This is a genomic window from Maritalea porphyrae, from assembly GCF_030159895.1.
GTDB classification, from domain to species: domain Bacteria; phylum Pseudomonadota; class Alphaproteobacteria; order Rhizobiales; family Devosiaceae; genus Maritalea; species Maritalea porphyrae.
Map to the genome: position 1 here is coordinate 461,202 of NZ_BSNI01000001.1, position 18,197 is coordinate 479,398.

Below are 18,197 nucleotides of genomic sequence, written 5' to 3' on the forward strand. Positions count from 1 at the left end.
ACTGAAATTAAGCGACTTGCCCGATCACTTCTGCAATGTCGCCAACAACATCATGCACTAGTTTTTCGTCGTCACATTCGCCCATCACGCGAATAAGTGGCTCGGTGCCTGACGCCCGGATGACCAAACGACCGCTGTCGCCCATTTTTTCTTCGCCCGCGGCAATCGCTTTTTTCACGCGCTCATCTTCAAGTGGCTTGCCGCTTTCATACCGCACATTGGTCAGCAGTTGTGGCACAGTTTCAAACAATTGACAGACTTCAGAAACTGGTTTGTTTTTTTGCTGCACCAACGCCATGATTTGCAGCGCGGACACCAAACCATCGCCTGTTGTTGTATGGTCACTTAGAATAATGTGGCCCGATTGCTCGCCACCCACATTGAAGCCGCCTTCACGCATGCGCTCAAGCACATAGCGGTCACCCACTTTCGTGCGTTCAAGCGTTAAGTCCTGACCTTGCAGATATCGTTCCAACCCTAGATTGGACATCACCGTCGCCACCACACCGCCGCCGGTCAACTTGCCTTGATCTTTCCAAAATGTACCAAGCGCAGCCATCAGCTGATCGCCATCAACGATGTCGCCTTTTTCATCAACAAGTACCACACGATCAGCATCACCATCCAAGGCAATGCCTATGTCGGCGCGCGTTTCGCGCACTTTTTGTTGCAGAAGATGCGGCGCAGTAGACCCACAGCCTTCATTGATATTGTAGCCGTCTGGCGACACACCAATGGTTATCACGTCCGCGCCAAGCTCCCAAAGCACCTCAGGTGCAGACTTGTAGGCAGCCCCATTGGCGCAATCCACAACAACGCGCAAACCGTTAAACTCAGTGAGTCGCGGCAATGTGCGTTTCGCATATTCAGAATACCGACCACGCGCTTCTTCGATCCGGTGCGCCCGACCAATTTCACGTCCACGCACCAGTTCATCGGCCAATTCGCTGTTCAGAAGCTCTTCAATTTGGGCTTCCATTTCATCGGTGAGTTTAAACCCGTCCGGCTGAAAAAGCTTAATACCATTATCATCATACGGATTATGTGACGCGGATATCATCACGCCCAAATCCGCGCGCAATGATCGTGTCAGCATCGCAACAGCAGGGGTTGGCATCGGACCGAGCAAAAACACATCCATGCCCACCGAGTTAAACCCGGCAGTCAACGCGTATTCGATCATATAGCCAGACCGGCGCGTATCCTTGCCGATAACCACGCGATGGCGGTGGTTGCCTTGTTGAAAGATGAGACCAGCCGCCTGCCCAACCTTCAATGCGAGTTCAGAGGTAAGCTTGTGGCCGTTGGCCAGGCCGCGAATACCATCGGTCCCGAAATACTTCTTTGTCATTTTGTCCCCGAATTGACGAAATCGACGCACAAGCGCGACGCCATTGCCTTCTATATAGACCAAACAATACCTAAAATATGGCCAATTTCGAGCATTCTCATGATGACACAGGGTAAAAACTGAGTGTTAGATTAACGATCCATTGCCAGCTTGCCACCCAGCATCACCAAAAACGATCCGCCTGCCATCTTTGCCCATTTCGCACCAGTGTTTGATTGACGCAAACGCTTCACCATCACACTGGCGAAAACGACACAAAAAAGATCAGCGGAAGAGAACAATAGATTCACGATTGTGCCCAGCACCACCATTTGCACCCAAACCGGCCAAGCAGCGGCTACATCCACAAATTGCGGCAAAAACGCCACAAAAAAGATGGCTGTTTTGGGGTTCAAAACCTCAACAATAATGCTCTCAACAAATGCTTGCCTTGCGTCTTTTTGCTTACCCTCGACTTGCTCCATTTTCTCATGACGATTTTTGATCATCATTACGCCAAGAAAGATAAGGTAGAGCGCACCCGCAAGCTTGATTACAAAATAAACCTGTGGCACCAGCGCCAACAATGCGGCCAAGCCAAAAGCGGCCGCAATAACGTGAAAATAGCCACCCAAATGAACGCCTAGCGACGCCGTCAAACCAGCCTGCTTTCCTCGTGCCAACGTTTGAGCCGACACATAAATCATGGCAGGACCCGGCATGTAGGCAAACAGCGACGTTGTAATGAAAAAAGCGAGCAATATTTCAAAACTTGGCATCTCAGGAACCTTTCAAAGCAGGCGCATAGTATGAATCAAAAAGGGCCGTCTGTTAAGACAGCCCTTTGAATACTTGTTGAGGCTAAATTAGCCTTCAGGCTGTGGCTCTGCATCGCCACCAGCTAAATCATCACCCTTTTTCTTCGGTGCAGATTTACCTGCTTTAGGCACGGCAGAGATTTTAGGCTTATCCGCATCATCATCATCTTTACGATCAGGACGCTTGCCTTCCATCAATGCGCGGAGTTCGTCGCCCGTAAGCGTTTCAAACTCAAGCAGAGATTGCGCGATGTTTTCAAACAAATCCTCATTGTCTTTGATCATCTTGCGCGCTTTGGTTTCAGCCTCTTCAATTAGGCTGCGCACTTCTTCATCGATCAGGCGCGCAGTATCATCCGAAATCTCTGCGCTTGCAGCACCATAGAACCCGTTTGGATCAGACTTCAAAAGCACGCGACCAAGCTTGTCGCTCATGCCCCATTCGGTCACCATTGAAGTGGCCAATTTGGTTGCGCCCTGAATATCGCCAGCTGCTCCAGAGGTCACTTTGATCGGGCCAAACTTGTGGATTTCCGCTTCACGACCACCAAAAGCCATAACCAGTTGGGCCAACGCTTTCTCTTTCGAGAAAGAATATTGATCAGACTCAGGCAGGCTCATCACCATGCCCAATGCACGACCACGCGGAATGATTGTTGCTTTGTGGATCGGATCAAGAACGTCTGGCATCAACAAGGAGATCAACGCGTGACCAGCCTCGTGATAGGCAGTATTCTTTTTCTCGTCCTCCTTCATCGCCATGGTGCGACGCTCAGCGCCCATCATGATCTTGTCTTTGGCGTCCTCAAACTCAGACATCGTCACAAAACGCTTATTGCGACGCGCAGCCAACAATGCGCTCTCGTTTACCAAATTCATCAACTCAGCACCGGAAAAGCCCGGCGTACCGCGCGCAAGAATTTTCAAGTCCACATCTGGCGCCAATGGCACTTTGCGTACGTGAACTTTCAAAATCTTCTCGCGACCGCCCACATCTGGGTTAGGCACCACAACCTGACGGTCAAAACGGCCTGGACGCAATAGCGCAGGGTCCAGAACGTCAGGACGGTTGGTTGCAGCAATCAAAATGATGCTTTCGTTTTCTTCAAAACCATCCATTTCAACCAGCAACTGGTTCAATGTTTGTTCGCGCTCATCATTGCCACCGCCAATGCCGGCACCGCGTGAGCGGCCCACCGCATCAATCTCGTCAATAAAGATGATACAAGGCGAATTCTTCTTGGCCTGTTCGAACATGTCGCGCACACGGCTTGCGCCCACACCAACAAACATCTCAACAAAGTCAGAACCTGAAATGGTAAAAAACGGCACATTGGCTTCACCGGCGACTGAGCGTGCGAGCAAAGTTTTACCTGTACCTGGAGGGCCCACCAACAAAACGCCACGCGGAATTTTACCGCCCAATCGCTGGAACTTGCCCGGATCGCGCAAGTATTCAACGATCTCTTCAAGGTCTTGCTTCGCTTCGTCAACGCCAGCCACATCTTCAAATGTGATTTTGCCAGATGCTTCGGTCAAAAGCTTTGCTCGCGATTTGCCGAAGCCCATCGCACCGCCTTTGCCGCCACCCTGCATCTGCCGAATGAAGAAGAACCAAACAGCAATGATCACGATAAATGGCAACCATGAGGACAACAATATCGTCCAGAAGGGGCTCGATTCAGCCTCACGCGCTTCAATATCAACGCCACGTGCTTCAAGGCGCGACACAACATCAACCCCTTGCGGTAAGCTGGTTTCAAATGTGCCGCCACTTTTCAGTGTGCCGCGTAGCGTATTGTCGGTGATGACCACCGAGTTGACATTGCCAGCATCAACCTCAGCAACAAATTCAGAATAGGTACGTTTACCTACGCTGGCTGTTTGAGTTGAGGTGTTAAAGACCTGAAACAGGCCCAGCAATAGGACCAATATCACGATCCAAATGGCGAAGTTTCTAAAATTGCCGTTCATTAATCCTGCCTTGGATTTTTGTCCCGCGCGTGCGCGAAACCTATTTGGATAAGAGTTATCGCGAATGTAGGCACCAACCCCTTAAGATACAAGGGGCGTTTCACCTCACTTCACATTACAATTCGTTGATCAAAACTAACATTAAATGTGTTAACGTTAGATCAGCGCATTTGGACCAAAACTTCGAAACACATCGACACCCTCGGCCAAAACATGTTCTCCAAGCGCCATGATCTGATCTTCAACAAACACGAGTGGCGCTGAATGCACAGCTTGCATGGGTACATAAGGCAAGCCGGGCAAGATATTGTCCAACATATTGCGCGTCATATCAATCGCAGGCACAACACAAAGCGGTGATGTTAGATCCTGTGCGGCAATAATCTGAAAACGACTATCCCATCGCACCGATCGCCCAGGATCAACATTTATTGTTGCTTCACCCAATCGTCCAGCTTCGCGAAATATCTGGCCAATGCCATCCTTCTCTTTGATACCGCATCCACCAAGCGTAAGCCCTTTGAATGCAAATACCCCCGACTGCAGGTGATCGAATAGCGCCTCGACTTGCAACAATGTCGGCGCTTGACCATCCCCGCCAGCATCATCCAACGCACGCGCCAGCAAACGAATGGCAATTTCAGCCGGCTGCTTGCTCAACTCTGCCAAGTCAAAAAACAAGCAGCCAAATGGATCAATGACAAACAAGTCGTCATAGATGCGTTCAGTTAGTTCGTTAAGCGCTTGGTCTGCACGTCGAAGTCGCATAGCCGACAAACCAATCATTTCGCTGCTCAGGCCAGCCTTGTTGAGTTGCGGCATAAACTGGCGCCATCGCACGCGCTCAAATTTCTTGTTTTGGTTCGACGGATCATCAACCGCGCTCGTCTCTTGCCGGTCAATGAACTCTTCCAACTCGCTGCGCCTAACTTCCAAGAAGGGCCGGAACACAAATAAACCTTGGCGTACGCTAATCTTTGACATACCGCCGAGCCCACCGACCCCACTGCCTTTGGCCAGCCGCATCAAAACCGTTTCAGCCTGATCGTCACAATGATGGCCGGTCAACAAGCAGGTTATCCCCTGCTCGTCCATCGCTTCACCAATTAGCTGATAGCGCAGGGCACGCGCTTTCTCTTGCAAACGGCTTTCTGGATCTTTGATTTCACCTTCAAGAATATCAACTTCGAAACCAAGCTCAGCGGCAAGTGACGCAACAAATTCTGTTTCGGATTTAGCTTCTTTGCGCAAGCCGTGGTTCACTGTGAAAACACGAACCTGAGGCGGTGTTTCATGTAGCGCGGTCCAACGCGCTGCGAGCATCATCAAAGAAAGGCTATCAACGCCGCCTGAAACCGCCAGCCCCAATTGTCTTTCGCCCTGCACCGGCGCAAACAACAGATTTAGTCGATCTGGGTCCTCCAAAGGCAAGTCGGAGAGCGGGCCATCTAGCATTGCGACTGTCTTTGTTCCTTTTGCACGCGTGTTTTGAAAGACTTCGGCAATTCAGGGAACTTGCGCAAAACCTCAACAAAGGTGCGGCAAGCTGTTTCGCGTTCACCGTTTTTGGCCAACACAATGCCAAGTTTTAGCACCATGTCTGGCGCGCGCGCAGCAGTTGGGAAACGCTCGTAACCTTCCAAGAAGACTTCCGCTGCTTCTTCTGTTTCCCCATTTTGCATCAAAGCTTCGCCCAGCCAATGGTGCGCATCAGCTGCATTGGGGTGGCTTGGGTAAAGCGCAACAAACTGAGAGAATTGGTCTTGGGCAAACAAATAGTCGCCACGCACGATCGCCTCATATCCCGCTTCATATTGCGCATCACCATCTGCTTCAGAAAGGGTGGTGCCCGGGTTGAAATTGAGATCAAGCGGTTGACCATTTTGGTCCACGCTCAAAGTACCCAATGTGTTTACAGTTGATTGCAGCGTTTCATCGCTGGTTTGTGCATTATCGGTTTGGGTCTGCGGCAGCCTCTCAGACGGCGTCGCGCTGTCTGGTTGAGGTGCCGCACTAGTTTTTCCCAAAGAACCGCCTTCCAGTTCTTGAAAACGGAATTCATAATCCTCTTGCATACGCTCGAGAAGCGTTTGCATTTGGGTGATTTGGAATTGCAATCCCTCCACTTGACCATTGAGAACCCGCATTTGGTTTTCAATCTGATCCAGCCGAACATTGATCGCGCCGGTTTGACTGCTATGCGCCATTTTGATCGGCTGAGGCGGCGTAATATTAGCCCCATTTCCCAAGCCAGATTGCATTTCAAAAAGCTGCTGGCTTAGTTGATTTGATTGTAGGGTCAACGCATCGATGCGTGAACTGACTGAATTGGGGTCTGACATACCGGCAAATGCCGAAACACTGACCATCCCCGCAACAATCGCACCGCCAGCCATCAACGCTAGTCGCAATCGCAAAGTGTTTTTGTCTCTCATGGCTACTCCTCGCCAAACTCAATTGTGGATGCGCAAAAGCGCAGCCCAATCTCTTTTAATGTCTATTGGACACCGAGGTAAAACAAAATTACGACAAAAAAACGCCGGGCTCGCATTGCGATACCCGGCGCCCGCCTCCAGTAGAGGATTTTCAATTGCCAGTTACGGCAGCAACACAGTTACCGCGCGGCGGTTTTGCGACCAACATGAAATGTCGTTACAAACCGCAACAGGACGTTCTTTACCAAACGACTTTGTGGTGATCCGGTTCGAGTTAACGCCTCGGCTTACCAAGTAATTCACAACAGCCGATCCACGACGTGCGCCCAACGCAATGTTGTATTCACGTGTGCCGCGTTCGTCAGCGTGACCTTCAATCATCACCCGATATTTTGGATAGCGCGCCAACCAAGTGGCTTGCTTGTCCAATGTCACCTTGGCTTCGTCAGTCAACACAGAACTATCCGTTGTAAAGAACACACGGTCACCAACTGACACCAAAAACTCTTGTTGTGTGCCAGGCGCCGCTTGCCCTGGTCCTAGATTGCCAACACCACCGTTTGGTGTACGCGCACAAGCTGCCACAACCGCAACGAGCGCAACAATCAAAATGCCTTTCATAAGGCTTGTGATTTTATGACCCATTTGCATGGTCTTTGCTCCAAAATAGGGAAAATTCTAACGCCAATCTTTACCCCCCGTTATCTTAAAACCGGGTTCTCAAAGAAGGTTAATGCGCCGCTAATCGGGCTACAATATGGCTAATAATGCGCCAAACACGGCGAATTGCCAAATTTTAGAAATAAACAAATGAACGCATAGACAAACTGCCCATGTCGATCTGATCGTTAAAGAACGAAAGCTGATCGTCTTTTTGCGTCACTGCAGCAACATATATCGTTGGTGCAAAGTGCTCAGAGGTCGGGTGCGCCAGTCGAAACAAACCATTTTGTGACTGCAACCGCTTCAAGCTGTTGTGGTCCCCTTTTTCGAGCTTGTCTGCGACCAACTGATCGAACTCAAGCGCCCAATCATGATGCTCGCCATCTTGCCGAATCTTGCGCAAATTGTGCACCACATTGCCGGAACCTAATATCAGCACACCTTGTTCGCGCAAGGGCTGAAGCTGTTGCGCCAGTTCATATTGTTCAATCAAACTCATGCTCATATTGATGGAGAGCTGAAAAACGGGCACATCGGCTTTGGGAAATAGATGCCGCAAAACCGACCACGCACCATGGTCCAATCCCCACTCCATGGTCTCGTGGGCTGCATGGTCCTTCAATAACGCTGCCGCATTGCGCGCCACGTCCGGCGCGCCGCTCGCAGCATATTGAACATCGAACAGTTCTTGCGGAAACCCATAAAAATCGTGGATCGTTCTTGGTTGCCCTGTCACCTGCACAAGGGTGGTGTCACGCGTTTCCCAATGTGCTGAAACACAAAGAATTGCCTGCGGCGTCGGCAATCGATCACCCAACTTACGCCAATTCGCCGCAAACTCATTGTCTGTTATTGCATACATTGGATTGCCATGGCCTAAAAACACCGCCGGCATTTTGGGGCTGGGCTTTAGCTGGTCCAACAGCTTCTCAAAACTGACAATTTTTGGCATGGCGTAGCACCTTCACTTCTTTCGTCCCTCAGATTTGAAGGATAGCGAAGAAGCTAGGGAGCCACTGTTTGACAATCAAGTACGCACAATTTTGTGACTATGTTCTAGCTCAACAAGGGCGACCACGTCGGGTCTGACGCAAAGGTCTCTGTTGGAATGCGCAATTCGTTACGGCCCCAAATATCTATCGTATAGAGTTGCGGGCCGCTATCGCCACCTGGGTCCTTAAAGAACATGATCACACGGCCGTTTGGCGCCCAGGTCGGCCCTTCCATCAAATAGCTTGAAGAAAGAATGCGTTCGCCAGAGCCATCCGGCTTCATCGTGCCAATATGAAACTGACCTTCATTTTGCTTGGTGAAGGCAATCAGATCCCCTTTTGGCGACCACACAGGCGTTGAATACCGCCCTTCGCCAAAACTAATACGTTGCGCACCGCCACCGCCAGCACTCATTACATAAATCTGTTGCGACCCACCGCGATCAGATTCAAATGCAATACGCGCGCCATCCGGCGAGAAGCTCGGCCCAGTGTCAATGGCAGCGCCACTGGTCAAAGCTGCTGGCTTACGCGCCTGCAAATTCATCATGTAAATATTTGTGTTTGCCCCGCTAGTGACGCTAAACGCCAAATTCTGTCCGTCGGGTGAAAAGCGTGGAGACAATGTCATTTTGCCAAAATCTGCTACCCGTTGCTGGCGTCCTGTATTGAGATCGAGCAAATAAATTTGCGGCACATCGCCAGCAAAGTTCATATAGGAAAGCAAATTGCCTTGCGGTGAATAGCGCGGCGTCAGCACAATGCTATCGCCACGCGTCAAATATTGAACATTTGCACCGTCCTGATCCATGATCGCAAGCCGTTTGACACGATTAGCCTTTGGACCGCTTTCCGCTACATAAACAATGCGCGTATCAAAATATCCCGCTTCACCTGTGAGCTTCTGATAGATCGCATCAGCCACAATGTGCGCAACACGGCGAATGGTTTTCCGGTCCGCTGCGAAGCTCTCACCAAAAACTTGTGCGCCGTCAATGACGTCCCAAAGCCGAACATCGGCCCGAATCTGCCCACCAACCTGGTTAACGCTGCCCATTACAAGGGCATCAGCTTTGGCATTACGCCAAGCCCCAAATTCTGGGCTTGCGTTCACATCACCTTGTTTAAGCGGCATTGCGCTTTCAGCAATTGGGGCAAACAAGCCAGAGCGTTTCAAATCCGCGACAATGATTGAAGTTATCTCAGCTGCCAGTTGTGGGTCGGCAGATGAGAAAGTTGGAATGCCAATCGGCAAGGGTTCAAAGTCCCCGCCAGACACAACGATTTTCACCAACGCGCTCGCGGGCGAAGTAAATGCGGCAACGCCAGCACCGGCCATGCCCAGTTTTATCGCTTGTCGTCTCGTCAAATCAATCATGGGTTTCCCTAACAATAACTCTACCCAAAACAAACACTACTAAAGCGCGTCTTTGGGATCAAATTTAACTTCAATTTGCCGCCATTCATCAAAACTCTCAGGCTTGAGAATGTCATTGTAAGGCGCACATTTGCGCACTGCGCGTTGCGCCGCGCTTGCTGTGGCCACACCAACACTGTTCTGAATAGAAATCTCCAAAACCTGCGGTGTACCCGCGACAGATCCGTCGCGGTTCATATCGATCAGCAAACGCACAAACAGACCATCAGCATTCCGTGCCGAAAGTGGCGGGAAGAAGCATTCGCGCATTTTCGCAGCGAGTGCCGCTTTTTCCGATTGGCTCAAACGCGCTGACGTTCCTGTTGTCTTGCCTGCGGTCTTGGTGCCGCCGCTGCCCGTTGTCGCGCCGCGGCTGTCTTCTTTGTTGATGATATCGGAAATCTTATCCGCTTTTTCCGTATTGTCGGTGGTCTTTGAACTTTGTGCAGGTTTAGGCGCAGCCTGCGACCGCGCTCGGTCAAGCGCAGCAGTCAATGTCGGCGGCATAGGTGCTTGCACCTCAGGCTCCGCTGCCGTGTCATTTGCAGCGATTACTTCTTGAATTGGATCAGGCGTTGCTGGCGTTGGCTCCACAACAGGTTCTGGCTCAGGCTGCGGGGCTGGCGCAGGTGGTGTTGGCGGCGTTGGTTCAGGCTCGGGTGTAACTTCTGGCTGCGGCCGCTCTGGTATTGTTTCAACCGGCGTTGGCTCCACCACTGGCTCTGGCTGGGGCTCTGGCGCGGTTTGATCGGTGGGCGCAGGGGTAACGTTTTCTGTTTCTTCAGGCGTTGGCTGGTTTTCTTCCGTATTGCCCGTTGGCTCAGCAATTTCTGCAGGCTTTTCCGCATCCACCGCCGAAGGCGCTTCGGTTTCAATCACGTTGCTATCGAGCGAGCCAAACCGTACGTTTGAAATGCTATCAATCGGCACCAATTCAATCGGTATCGCTTCAATTTCAGTTGGATCAAACGGCTCCGGCCCGCCGAGCGACATCAGCCCGACGGCCAAAAGCGCCGCATGTGATACAACTGAAATGCCTAGACCGATCCGCATGTGGCTATTGCTCTTGCTCGGTGATCAGGCCGATTTTGGTAAAACCAGCACCCGACAATTGCCCCATGATCTTCATGACGGAACCATAGTCAGCCACCGTGTCGCCACGAACATAAATCCGCTCTTCAGTGCCGTTTGGCGCTTGCGCCTCAATGGTTGTGATCAGATCAGCCGGGTCAACTTTGTTCTCACCTACATAGACATCGCCTTCCGAGGTCACAGAAACGGTGATCGGCTTGCTTTCTGTGTTCAGAGATTTGGCTTGGCTTTCAGGCAGGTCAATCGGCACACCAACAGTAAGCAGCGGCGCCGCCACCATAAAAACAATCAACAATACCAACATCACGTCCACCAATGGCGTAACGTTGATTTCGCTCATCGGTTGGCTCTTGCCGCGTCGTCCGCGACGTCGACCGCCGCCGCGTCCGCCTACGCTCATCCCCATTACTGACCTCGGCTTTCAAGTTGACGGGTCAAAATGGCAGAGAACTCATCAGCAAACCCTTCAAGCCGCGCGTTCAACTTGTTCGCATCACTTGAAAGCTTGTTGTAGGCAATAACCGCAGGGATCGCCGCCAATAGGCCAAGCGCTGTCGCAAACAAGGCTTCGGCAATACCAGGCGCCACAACCGCAAGGTTGGTACTTTTTGAAGCTGCGATTGATTGGAACGAATTCATGATGCCCCAAACCGTACCGAACAAACCAACAAACGGAGCCGCAGAACCAACTGTTGCCAAAAAGGTCAGACGTGCTTCAAGCTTATCGCTTTCGCGGCCAATGGTGAGGTCCAAGACCTTGTCCAAACGTTGCTGCACGCCAATGTAAGAAGATGCGCCCTGCTCGTGGCTGCGCTTCCATTCTTTCATCGCCGCAACAAATACTGAGGCCATGCCGCGTGTTTCGGTGTCGCTGAGTTGCTGATAAAGCTCTTCAAGGCTTTGCCCGGACCAAAAGTTTTTCTCAAACTTGTTCATCGCGCGGCGCGAGCGGCCATAAAGCATGGTCTTGTCGACAATGATTGCCCAGCTCCAAACTGAGGCAACCAGCAAGCCAATCATGACCGCTTTTACAACCCAATCAGCAGCCCAAAACAGCGCAAACAGTGAAAAGTCCACTTCTGCGGCCGCACTGGTAAGTTCTACTTCCATTTATCTTCCCCTAAAATGCCGCCCACGGGCCATTTCGCTTTTCCAACCAGCTTAGCACCCGACATGACGCGCAATTTTGTCAAATTTAAGAGCGCAATAGCCAAAAAGCCCCAGAAAATCTAGATCGCCGATCCATAGGCTGATCCGGTAATTTTAGGGTTAATGAACTCTTGCTGAATTGTAGATGAACAATCTTGCTATTCGAACGCTTTTCGCAACCGCTGCGGCATACGCGTAGGCCGCCCGTCTGGCTTGATGGTCACCACCACAACTTGCGCACGAGTAATCACCTCGATATCTCGCCGCAACTCTTGTTCTAATATCAATTTCGGCCCGCGCAATTCTTTAACTGATGTGCTGACTTCCAACACATCATCAATCCGCGCTGCTTTTTCATAATCGATATTGATCGAGCGCACCGCAAACGCAACACCATCTTCAGCCAACAAAGTCTGATGATCCACATTGCGCGCCCGCAAAAATTCAGTGCGCGCCCGTTCAAAAAACTTCAAATAGGCTGCGTGATAAACATTGCCGGTGAAGTCTGTGTCTTCATAATAAATGCGCACGGGGAACAAATGTCCCCCGTCGCTGGTGAGTTGCCCACCAAATTGAAAATCTTGATTGTTCACGCTAATTGACAACCCTTGCGCAAGTCATATCGCCCACGCCTTCACAAGGCGCAAAAGTGACGATCTCACTTTCCGTATCGTCATCAAACACCACTTGAACCGTCAGCGTTTTGGCCGTTTGCGGCGCTAGCCGAATAAGCGTTGCGTCCCAGGGCGCATCACTTGGCAATGCGAAAGGAAGTGCCGGAATACACGGCACCATATCAAACTGCTCATCCAAGGCATCAGAATTGATCGAATAGCGCACCTCTTTCAACCGACAACGCAAGGTCACAAGCGCGCTGAAATAAACCCATTGATGTCCATCATATTCGCGGAATGAAACCCAGCCAGAATTCTTGTTGCCCTCAAGCATCATTTTAAACATCGACACATCTGGCATTTCTTGCGCAGTCGCTGCAGCTGGCGCAAACCCCGATATCAATGCCAAAATCAACAGTAGCTTTTTCATATGTTCCTCCCAAAACCTCAAATCTATTCTTCTAGGATAACATGCAGCGGCGCTTTTGGCAGGTCAACAAAATGCTTGTGCAAAGGCCCCGGTTTTAAGTCAACTTGTGCCATCGCATCTGGCGATGTTTCCACCCAGCGAAAGAAAAACGAACTATCCCCCTCATCGTGTCGATGACAGTCTTTGTCCAAGACAAATGGGATGTTTTTCGGCCGCGAAACTTCAAAATAAAACGCCAATTCGTGGAACCGCTCAGACCCAAGCGAAAAGAAACTCTCAGCTACAATGAGAGGTTTTCGCACCACAATTTCTGCATTCAATTCTTCAGACAATTCACGCTGTAGCGCATCGGCGCTTAGTTCGCCGCGCTTGATCCGGCCGCCGGGCAGAAAGCTAAAATCAACCCCTCGCTCATTGTCACAAAGGATATGCCCTTCATGCTTGATGATCGCTGCGCAGCGCACGTTAAACCGCGCGCCGGGAGACTTAAAACTTAAATCTATGCCCATAATCTCAATATTCCGGATCAACCACAGTGTGATGCTCAAATGCTTCAGGTAGCGATAGAATACGCGTCCGCATAGCGATGGGATGCAAGTTCACCCGGCATAAATGATTGGCCGAAAACGGCACCCACTCAAAGCTCAGCTCTTTGCCGTCATCCTCGCCTTTTTGACAAACACCATCAATTACGAATGGCACATGGGCTGGTGGTTCTACTTCATAATAAAAGGCAAATTCGTGAAACCTTTTGCCATATCGCCAGAAGAAATTCTCAATCACATATTTCAGCTGCGGCGCCTCAATTTCAGCGTTTAACTCTTCCATCATCTCGCGATGAATGGCGGCCAACGAACTTTCGCCGCGCTGCACACGCCCACCTGGCAAACACACAAAATCATCATCATCTTCGCGCACCACCAGCACATGGCCATCACGCCGGATAATCCCCGCCGTGCGCACATTTACGCGGTTAATGCCTTCATCAAAGGTGAGATTGCTCATTCAATTGTCCAAATTCTTTAAGTCAGGATATTTCGATTAGGTTTATTTCAGGTGGCACGCCAAATCGCACCGGTATCATAGAACATCCCAAGCCACCCGAAACAAGGAGGTCGCGGCCATTTTCTTGGATATGACCATATGCGTATTTGTTGCCATACTTTGACGGAACCACCGGCGAGTACCCCCCTAGCCTGATTTGGCCGCCATGCGTATGCCCGCTCAAAGTTAATGCCACACGGTCAGGCACACGTGGAAAAATATCTGGTTCATGCGCCATCAAAATCACGGGTGCATCATCGTCAATCTGTTCAAGCGTGCCATCCAAGTCGTCTAAGCCAACATGACGACCTCGCGTCAAACCTTTGTTCGGAAACAGCGCCCATTGATCAGCAAGACCAGCAAGCCAAAACGGCTGCCCAGCCTTTTCCAACCGCAACACATCATTTTCAAAGACTGATATCCCGACCTTTTTCATCGCATCACCAATGGCCGTAGGGCCACCGCCACGAAGCTGCGCTGCTTCGTCTTCCCACCAATCGTGATTTCCAAGGATAGCATGTACGCCAAGCGGCGCGGAAAGGTGCGAAAGCGCCGCCGCCAATTCATCATTAGGCAGGCTGCGAAACACCATGCGCATGCCAGAGAGGTAATCGCCAAGTAGCAAAATTACATCCGGTTTCAGCGCATTGGTTTTCGCAACGATTTGCCGCACACGGTGCGCATTCATCCACGGCTCACATGCATGAAAATCTGCTAAAGCAGCAATTCGAAGCGGCGGGCCATAACGCCATTTTGGCGTTTTAACTTGGTTCTTTGTAATGCTGAGACGCACCAGCGGCTCCAAACCAAAGGCATAAGCAACAACACCGACGCCACCGACTAACGCGGCACCAAAAAGCTTTAAAAATGTGCGACGTGAGACCAAACCAAAGTGCTCCAAAAGCACTCAACTTGTTTCAAGATTACGGCGCAAATCAGGCCGCTATTCTTCGCCCGCCTCTTCTTCAAACAAGCTGGCTTGCACACCCAAAAATCCTTGCGGCACACCCATTCCCATATGTTGAAATGCCATAGCCGTCAGCATCCGCCCACGCGGTGTGCGTTGAATAAATCCTTGTTGGATCAAATATGGCTCAATGATCTCTTCCACCGCATCTCGTGGTTCAGACAAGGCAGCCGCAATGGTTTCAATGCCAACCGGCCCGCCACCATAATTTGTAGCAATGGTACCTAAATAGCGCCGATCAACTTGATCGAGCCCTTTATTGTCCACATCCAAGCGCCCAAGCGCCTTATCCGCCACCGCCTTATTGATTTCGGCCACGTCGTCCACTTGCGCAAAGTCAGCAACTCGGCGCAACAAGCGCCCGGCAATACGTGGAGTGCCCCGTGAACGTCGAGCGATTTCCATCGCACCATCATCGCTCATGCCAACGCCCATCAACCGCGCGCCACGCCGAACAATTTTCACCAACTCTTCTGGCGTATAAAATTGCAACCGCACCGGGATACCAAAACGGTCGCGCAATGGCGTGGTCAACAAACCAGCCCGCGTCGTTGCCGCCACCAAGGTAAACTTGGCCAAATCAATCCGCACCGAGCGCGCCGCCGGGCCCTCACCGATAATCAAATCGAGCTGAAAGTCCTCCATCGCTGGATAGAGCACTTCTTCAACCTGCGGGTTGAGGCGGTGAATTTCATCAATGAACAGCACATCGCGCTCTTCAAGATTGGTCAGCAATGCCGCCAAATCACCTGCCTTGGTGATCACAGGGCCAGAAGTTGCGCGGAAGCCAACGCCCAACTCTTTAGCAACAATTTGCGCCAAGGTTGTTTTGCCCAAGCCCGGCGGGCCAACAAACAAAACATGGTCAAGCGCCGATCCACGCTTCTTCGCCGCATCAATGAAAACTTGCAGGTTTTCGCGCGCCTTTTCTTGGCCCACAAAATCGTCAAACAAGGACGGGCGCAGACTGACATCAATCTCACCATCACGACCAATATTGCTGTCGGTTATGTCAGTCATTGAGTAGAAACCTTATCCAATAGTGTGAAACGACCCACGCCGTCCCAGAGAAACATGGCGGAAAATAGTGACATAGGCATAGAAAACAGCAACGGGTATAGCAGGGCCTGTGCTCCTAACAGTAGATAAGCAAACCACGGTATGTTTGCCAATTCAGGGGGAGGAAAGCATGCAAGCATGTAAACTGCCGCCACCAGTGTCGCCGAATACCCAGAAACACCACAAAGAAAGAGATATGTCTGTCTCCCCATACTCCCATTACCAACTAGCACCTTTGTTCCGAACCACATTGTGGCTGCGTGAAACATCATCAGCATAACAAGTACGGCTGTCGTCGAGACAAAGCTGCCTAGCGGCGTCAATTCTAGTGTTTCCCACAGATAACTCAGTGGTTTGCTCTTCGTAACAACGCCCAGCTGGCTTGCGAAGTAAAGAAACATTCCGATTGCTAGGGCAGGCCATAGTACCACTGACAATAGCAGGAAGTTCTTTCCTCGAGACCCCTTCGCAACTAGCTTGATCATAATCATTCGTCACAAATCTTTATGAACCAATTGGTGGCTTTCATTATCTACCTATTATCATTGGTTCTGGGTGACAGTTTTTCACCGCCAATAATCCAGCATACATGAGCCCAGAAGAACGATACCATCACGCCTGCGACACCTCCGATTGCAACGCCAGCAGCCATTTGCCCCAAACCAAATGCGCTAAGGCCCGACGCCACCACATAGCTCATCGCCAAAACCACAACTACGCCATATATGCCGCCAGCGATCACCGCGCGGCGCACATAAATGGATTGCAACAAGACAAAGCCTTTTTCCACCGCCATGGCATAAGGCACCAATGCGCCAAGGCTGAACGGGATGGCCCCAACGCCGAGGATAATCGCAAAGCCAAACAGCTTGCCCACCTGCGCCCAATAGCCACCAACCAGAGGGTTGGTGATCGCCGCCCAAATGTCAGAGAAGCCGAATAGAGCCATCAACAAAAATGCGCTACCCAACGGCCCAACAATGGCGCTGATCCATACAAATCGCACCGCCTCATTTTGCGGCTTTTGTTGTTCCGGCTCCGGCTTACGCTTCTTTTCTGGATCAAATTTTAGAACGTTGTTCAACTACTCAACTCCTTCAGCCCCATGCGGATGAGTTTTTCTGTCGAAACATCATCACCTTCTTTGGCTACGATTTTTGCCAATGCGCCAGAGGCTTGCATTTGCGAATAGCCCAAATTGATCAGCGCTGAAACCGCATCGGCGACGTTTGAAGTGGCCACACCTTCGCCAATAGCTTCTTGCAAGCCCTGAACACCTGGGTCCAGCGCGCCCAGGGCAGGTACTTTGCCTTTAAGCTCGGTGACAATGCGCTGCGCCACCTTAGGGCCAACGCCTGGTGCGCGGCCAACCATGGCTTTATCTTGCAAAGCAATCGAACTTGAAATCTCAGAAACCGACAGCGTCGACAAAATCGCCAGCGCCACTTTCGCACCAACCCCTTGCACCGTCATCAGCAACAAAAACCATTGCTTTTCAGCCTGGGTGCCGAAACCAAACAACTTGAGCTGATCTTCGCGCACATATGTTTCTATAAACAATTCTGTTGCTTCGCCAATCGAAGGCAAATTACCCAAGGTGCGGCCAGAGCAATGGGCCACATAGCACACCCCATTCACATCAATCAGAACGCTATCATCTTCGAGCGCCTCAACAAGGCCTTTGAGTTTGCCGATCATTTATGCACTTGCCTTCTGGTTTAAACTGCCGCGATGGTGCGCGTGGGTAATCGCAATCGCTAGAGCATCCGCCGCGTCTGCGCTTTCAAACTTTGCCGTGGGCAGCAAAATATTGATCATCAATTGCACTTGGTTCTTGTCCGCGTGGCCTGCGCCAACCACTGACTTTTTCACCTTGTTGGCGGAATATTCTCCAACCCGCAGCCCGCAAGCCGAAGGGGTCATCAAACACACGCCCCGCGCTTGGCCCAAAAGCAGTGCCGAGCGCGGCCCTGCATTGACAAATGTTTCTTCAACTGCAGCTTCATCAGGCTTATGTTTGGCGATTAATTCTTTGATGCCTTCGTGCAAGCCAAGCAAGCGCACCGGCAAATCATCCTTGATTGGTGGTTGCACTACGCCGGACGCCACATAGGTCAGGCGGTTGCCGATTTGATCGATTATGCCCCAGCCCGTATTGCGGAGCCCCGGATCAATGCCCAAAATGCGTATTGTTGAACTGCTCATCTATCGCT

At 51.0% G+C, this 18,197-nt stretch carries 20 protein-coding genes; all 20 read right to left on the reverse strand.

All coding sequences use genetic code 11. The features are described 5' to 3' along the window. Window positions 1–7: 7 nt before the first annotated feature. Window positions 8–1,351, reverse strand: a complete 1,344-nt coding sequence (glmM, locus tag QQL65_RS02295; RefSeq protein WP_284361677.1) for a phosphoglucosamine mutase — start codon at window positions 1,349–1,351, stop codon at window positions 8–10. Window positions 1,352–1,482: 131 nt separating this feature from the next. Then, a complete protein-coding gene (locus QQL65_RS02300; RefSeq protein WP_284361679.1) occupies window positions 1,483–2,109 on the reverse strand; it encodes a LysE family translocator in 627 nt (208 codons plus the stop codon). A gap of 87 nt (window positions 2,110–2,196) precedes the next feature. Then, a complete protein-coding gene (gene ftsH, locus QQL65_RS02305; protein WP_284361681.1) occupies window positions 2,197–4,122 on the reverse strand; it encodes an ATP-dependent zinc metalloprotease FtsH in 1,926 nt (641 codons plus the stop codon). A gap of 156 nt (window positions 4,123–4,278) precedes the next feature. Continuing rightward, window positions 4,279–5,577 (reverse strand): tRNA lysidine(34) synthetase TilS, encoded by a 1,299-nt coding sequence (gene tilS, locus QQL65_RS02310; protein ID WP_284361683.1) that lies wholly within the window; start codon window positions 5,575–5,577, stop codon window positions 4,279–4,281. Further along, window positions 5,571–6,557 (reverse strand): tol-pal system protein YbgF, encoded by a 987-nt coding sequence (gene ybgF / locus QQL65_RS02315; RefSeq protein ID WP_284361685.1) that lies wholly within the window; start codon window positions 6,555–6,557, stop codon window positions 5,571–5,573. Before ybgF ends, tilS begins: the two co-directional genes overlap by 7 nt. 162 nt (window positions 6,558–6,719) lie before the next feature. Further along, on the reverse strand, window positions 6,720–7,208 hold the full coding sequence (gene pal / locus QQL65_RS02320) for a peptidoglycan-associated lipoprotein Pal (protein WP_379863093.1): 489 nt from the start codon (window positions 7,206–7,208) through the stop codon (window positions 6,720–6,722). 145 nt (window positions 7,209–7,353) lie between these two features. After that, complete coding sequence (gene ygiD, locus QQL65_RS02325; RefSeq protein WP_284361687.1) at window positions 7,354–8,172, reverse strand: 4,5-DOPA-extradiol-dioxygenase; 819 nt, start codon at window positions 8,170–8,172, stop codon at window positions 7,354–7,356. A gap of 104 nt (window positions 8,173–8,276) precedes the next feature. Then, a complete protein-coding gene (gene tolB, locus QQL65_RS02330; protein ID WP_284361689.1) occupies window positions 8,277–9,590 on the reverse strand; it encodes a Tol-Pal system beta propeller repeat protein TolB in 1,314 nt (437 codons plus the stop codon). Window positions 9,591–9,629: 39 nt separating this feature from the next. After that, window positions 9,630–10,682 carry a cell envelope integrity TolA family protein gene (locus tag QQL65_RS02335; RefSeq protein ID WP_284361692.1) on the reverse strand — a complete coding sequence of 351 codons (1,053 nt, stop codon included), beginning with the start codon at window positions 10,680–10,682 and terminating at the stop codon, window positions 9,630–9,632. Window positions 10,683–10,686: 4 nt separating this feature from the next. Further along, on the reverse strand, window positions 10,687–11,127 hold the full coding sequence (gene tolR / locus QQL65_RS02340; RefSeq protein ID WP_284361694.1) for a protein TolR: 441 nt from the start codon (window positions 11,125–11,127) through the stop codon (window positions 10,687–10,689). After that, window positions 11,127–11,831, reverse strand: coding sequence for a protein TolQ (gene tolQ, locus QQL65_RS02345; protein WP_284361696.1), 705 nt, complete (start codon window positions 11,829–11,831; stop codon window positions 11,127–11,129). Before tolQ ends, tolR begins: the two co-directional genes overlap by 1 nt. Window positions 11,832–12,028: 197 nt before the next feature. Next, window positions 12,029–12,463: a tol-pal system-associated acyl-CoA thioesterase gene (gene ybgC / locus QQL65_RS02350; RefSeq protein WP_284361699.1), complete on the reverse strand. Its 435-nt coding sequence runs from the start codon at window positions 12,461–12,463 to the stop codon at window positions 12,029–12,031. 1 nt (window position 12,464) lies between these two features. Beyond that, entirely contained in the window at window positions 12,465–12,914 is a 450-nt protein-coding gene (locus tag QQL65_RS02355) for a hypothetical protein (RefSeq protein WP_284361700.1), read from the reverse strand. 23 nt (window positions 12,915–12,937) lie between these two features. Continuing rightward, the gene (locus tag QQL65_RS02360) at window positions 12,938–13,423 is read right to left on the reverse strand and encodes an NUDIX hydrolase (RefSeq protein ID WP_284361702.1); all 486 of its coding nucleotides are present in this window, start codon (window positions 13,421–13,423) and stop codon (window positions 12,938–12,940) included. A gap of 4 nt (window positions 13,424–13,427) precedes the next feature. After that, complete coding sequence (locus tag QQL65_RS02365; protein WP_284361704.1) at window positions 13,428–13,919, reverse strand: NUDIX hydrolase; 492 nt, start codon at window positions 13,917–13,919, stop codon at window positions 13,428–13,430. 22 nt (window positions 13,920–13,941) lie between these two features. After that, a complete protein-coding gene (locus QQL65_RS02370) occupies window positions 13,942–14,844 on the reverse strand; it encodes a metallophosphoesterase (protein ID WP_284361706.1) in 903 nt (300 codons plus the stop codon). Between the two features lie 57 nt (window positions 14,845–14,901). Beyond that, the gene (gene ruvB / locus QQL65_RS02375; RefSeq protein ID WP_284361709.1) at window positions 14,902–15,945 is read right to left on the reverse strand and encodes a Holliday junction branch migration DNA helicase RuvB; all 1,044 of its coding nucleotides are present in this window, start codon (window positions 15,943–15,945) and stop codon (window positions 14,902–14,904) included. Window positions 15,946–16,516: 571 nt separating this feature from the next. Further along, window positions 16,517–17,068, reverse strand: coding sequence for a hypothetical protein (locus tag QQL65_RS02380; RefSeq protein WP_284361712.1), 552 nt, complete (start codon window positions 17,066–17,068; stop codon window positions 16,517–16,519). Further along, entirely contained in the window at window positions 17,065–17,682 is a 618-nt protein-coding gene (gene ruvA / locus QQL65_RS02385) for a Holliday junction branch migration protein RuvA (RefSeq protein WP_284361714.1), read from the reverse strand. The genes QQL65_RS02380 and ruvA overlap by 4 nt, the downstream gene beginning before the upstream one ends. After that, window positions 17,683–18,189, reverse strand: coding sequence for a crossover junction endodeoxyribonuclease RuvC (ruvC, locus tag QQL65_RS02390; RefSeq protein ID WP_284361716.1), 507 nt, complete (start codon window positions 18,187–18,189; stop codon window positions 17,683–17,685). Between the last annotated feature and the right edge of the window lie 8 nt (window positions 18,190–18,197).

Bases quoted from the DNA above. Each gene is read 5' to 3' on its own strand.
- QQL65_RS02355 (WP_284361700.1), bottom strand. From the start codon at position 12,914: ATGAAAAAGCTACTGTTGATTTTGGCATTGATATCGGGGTTTGCGCCA.
- pal (WP_379863093.1), bottom strand. From the start codon at position 7,208: ATGCAAATGGGTCATAAAATCACAAGCCTTATGAAAGGCATTTTGATT.
- glmM (WP_284361677.1), bottom strand. From the start codon at position 1,351: ATGACAAAGAAGTATTTCGGGACCGATGGTATTCGCGGCCTGGCCAAC.
- ftsH (WP_284361681.1), bottom strand. From the start codon at position 4,122: ATGAACGGCAATTTTAGAAACTTCGCCATTTGGATCGTGATATTGGTC.
- ygiD (WP_284361687.1), bottom strand. From the start codon at position 8,172: ATGCCAAAAATTGTCAGTTTTGAGAAGCTGTTGGACCAGCTAAAGCCC.
- ruvC (WP_284361716.1), bottom strand. From the start codon at position 18,189: ATGAGCAGTTCAACAATACGCATTTTGGGCATTGATCCGGGGCTCCGC.
- QQL65_RS02360 (WP_284361702.1), bottom strand. From the start codon at position 13,423: ATGGGCATAGATTTAAGTTTTAAGTCTCCCGGCGCGCGGTTTAACGTG.
- QQL65_RS02335 (WP_284361692.1), bottom strand. From the start codon at position 10,682: ATGCGGATCGGTCTAGGCATTTCAGTTGTATCACATGCGGCGCTTTTG.
- ruvA (WP_284361714.1), bottom strand. From the start codon at position 17,682: ATGATCGGCAAACTCAAAGGCCTTGTTGAGGCGCTCGAAGATGATAGC.
- tolQ (WP_284361696.1), bottom strand. From the start codon at position 11,831: ATGGAAGTAGAACTTACCAGTGCGGCCGCAGAAGTGGACTTTTCACTG.
- tolB (WP_284361689.1), bottom strand. From the start codon at position 9,590: ATGATTGATTTGACGAGACGACAAGCGATAAAACTGGGCATGGCCGGT.
- tilS (WP_284361683.1), bottom strand. From the start codon at position 5,577: ATGCTAGATGGCCCGCTCTCCGACTTGCCTTTGGAGGACCCAGATCGA.
- ybgF (WP_284361685.1), bottom strand. From the start codon at position 6,557: ATGAGAGACAAAAACACTTTGCGATTGCGACTAGCGTTGATGGCTGGC.
- QQL65_RS02300 (WP_284361679.1), bottom strand. From the start codon at position 2,109: ATGCCAAGTTTTGAAATATTGCTCGCTTTTTTCATTACAACGTCGCTG.
- QQL65_RS02365 (WP_284361704.1), bottom strand. From the start codon at position 13,919: ATGAGCAATCTCACCTTTGATGAAGGCATTAACCGCGTAAATGTGCGC.
- tolR (WP_284361694.1), bottom strand. From the start codon at position 11,127: ATGGGGATGAGCGTAGGCGGACGCGGCGGCGGTCGACGTCGCGGACGA.
- ruvB (WP_284361709.1), bottom strand. From the start codon at position 15,945: ATGACTGACATAACCGACAGCAATATTGGTCGTGATGGTGAGATTGAT.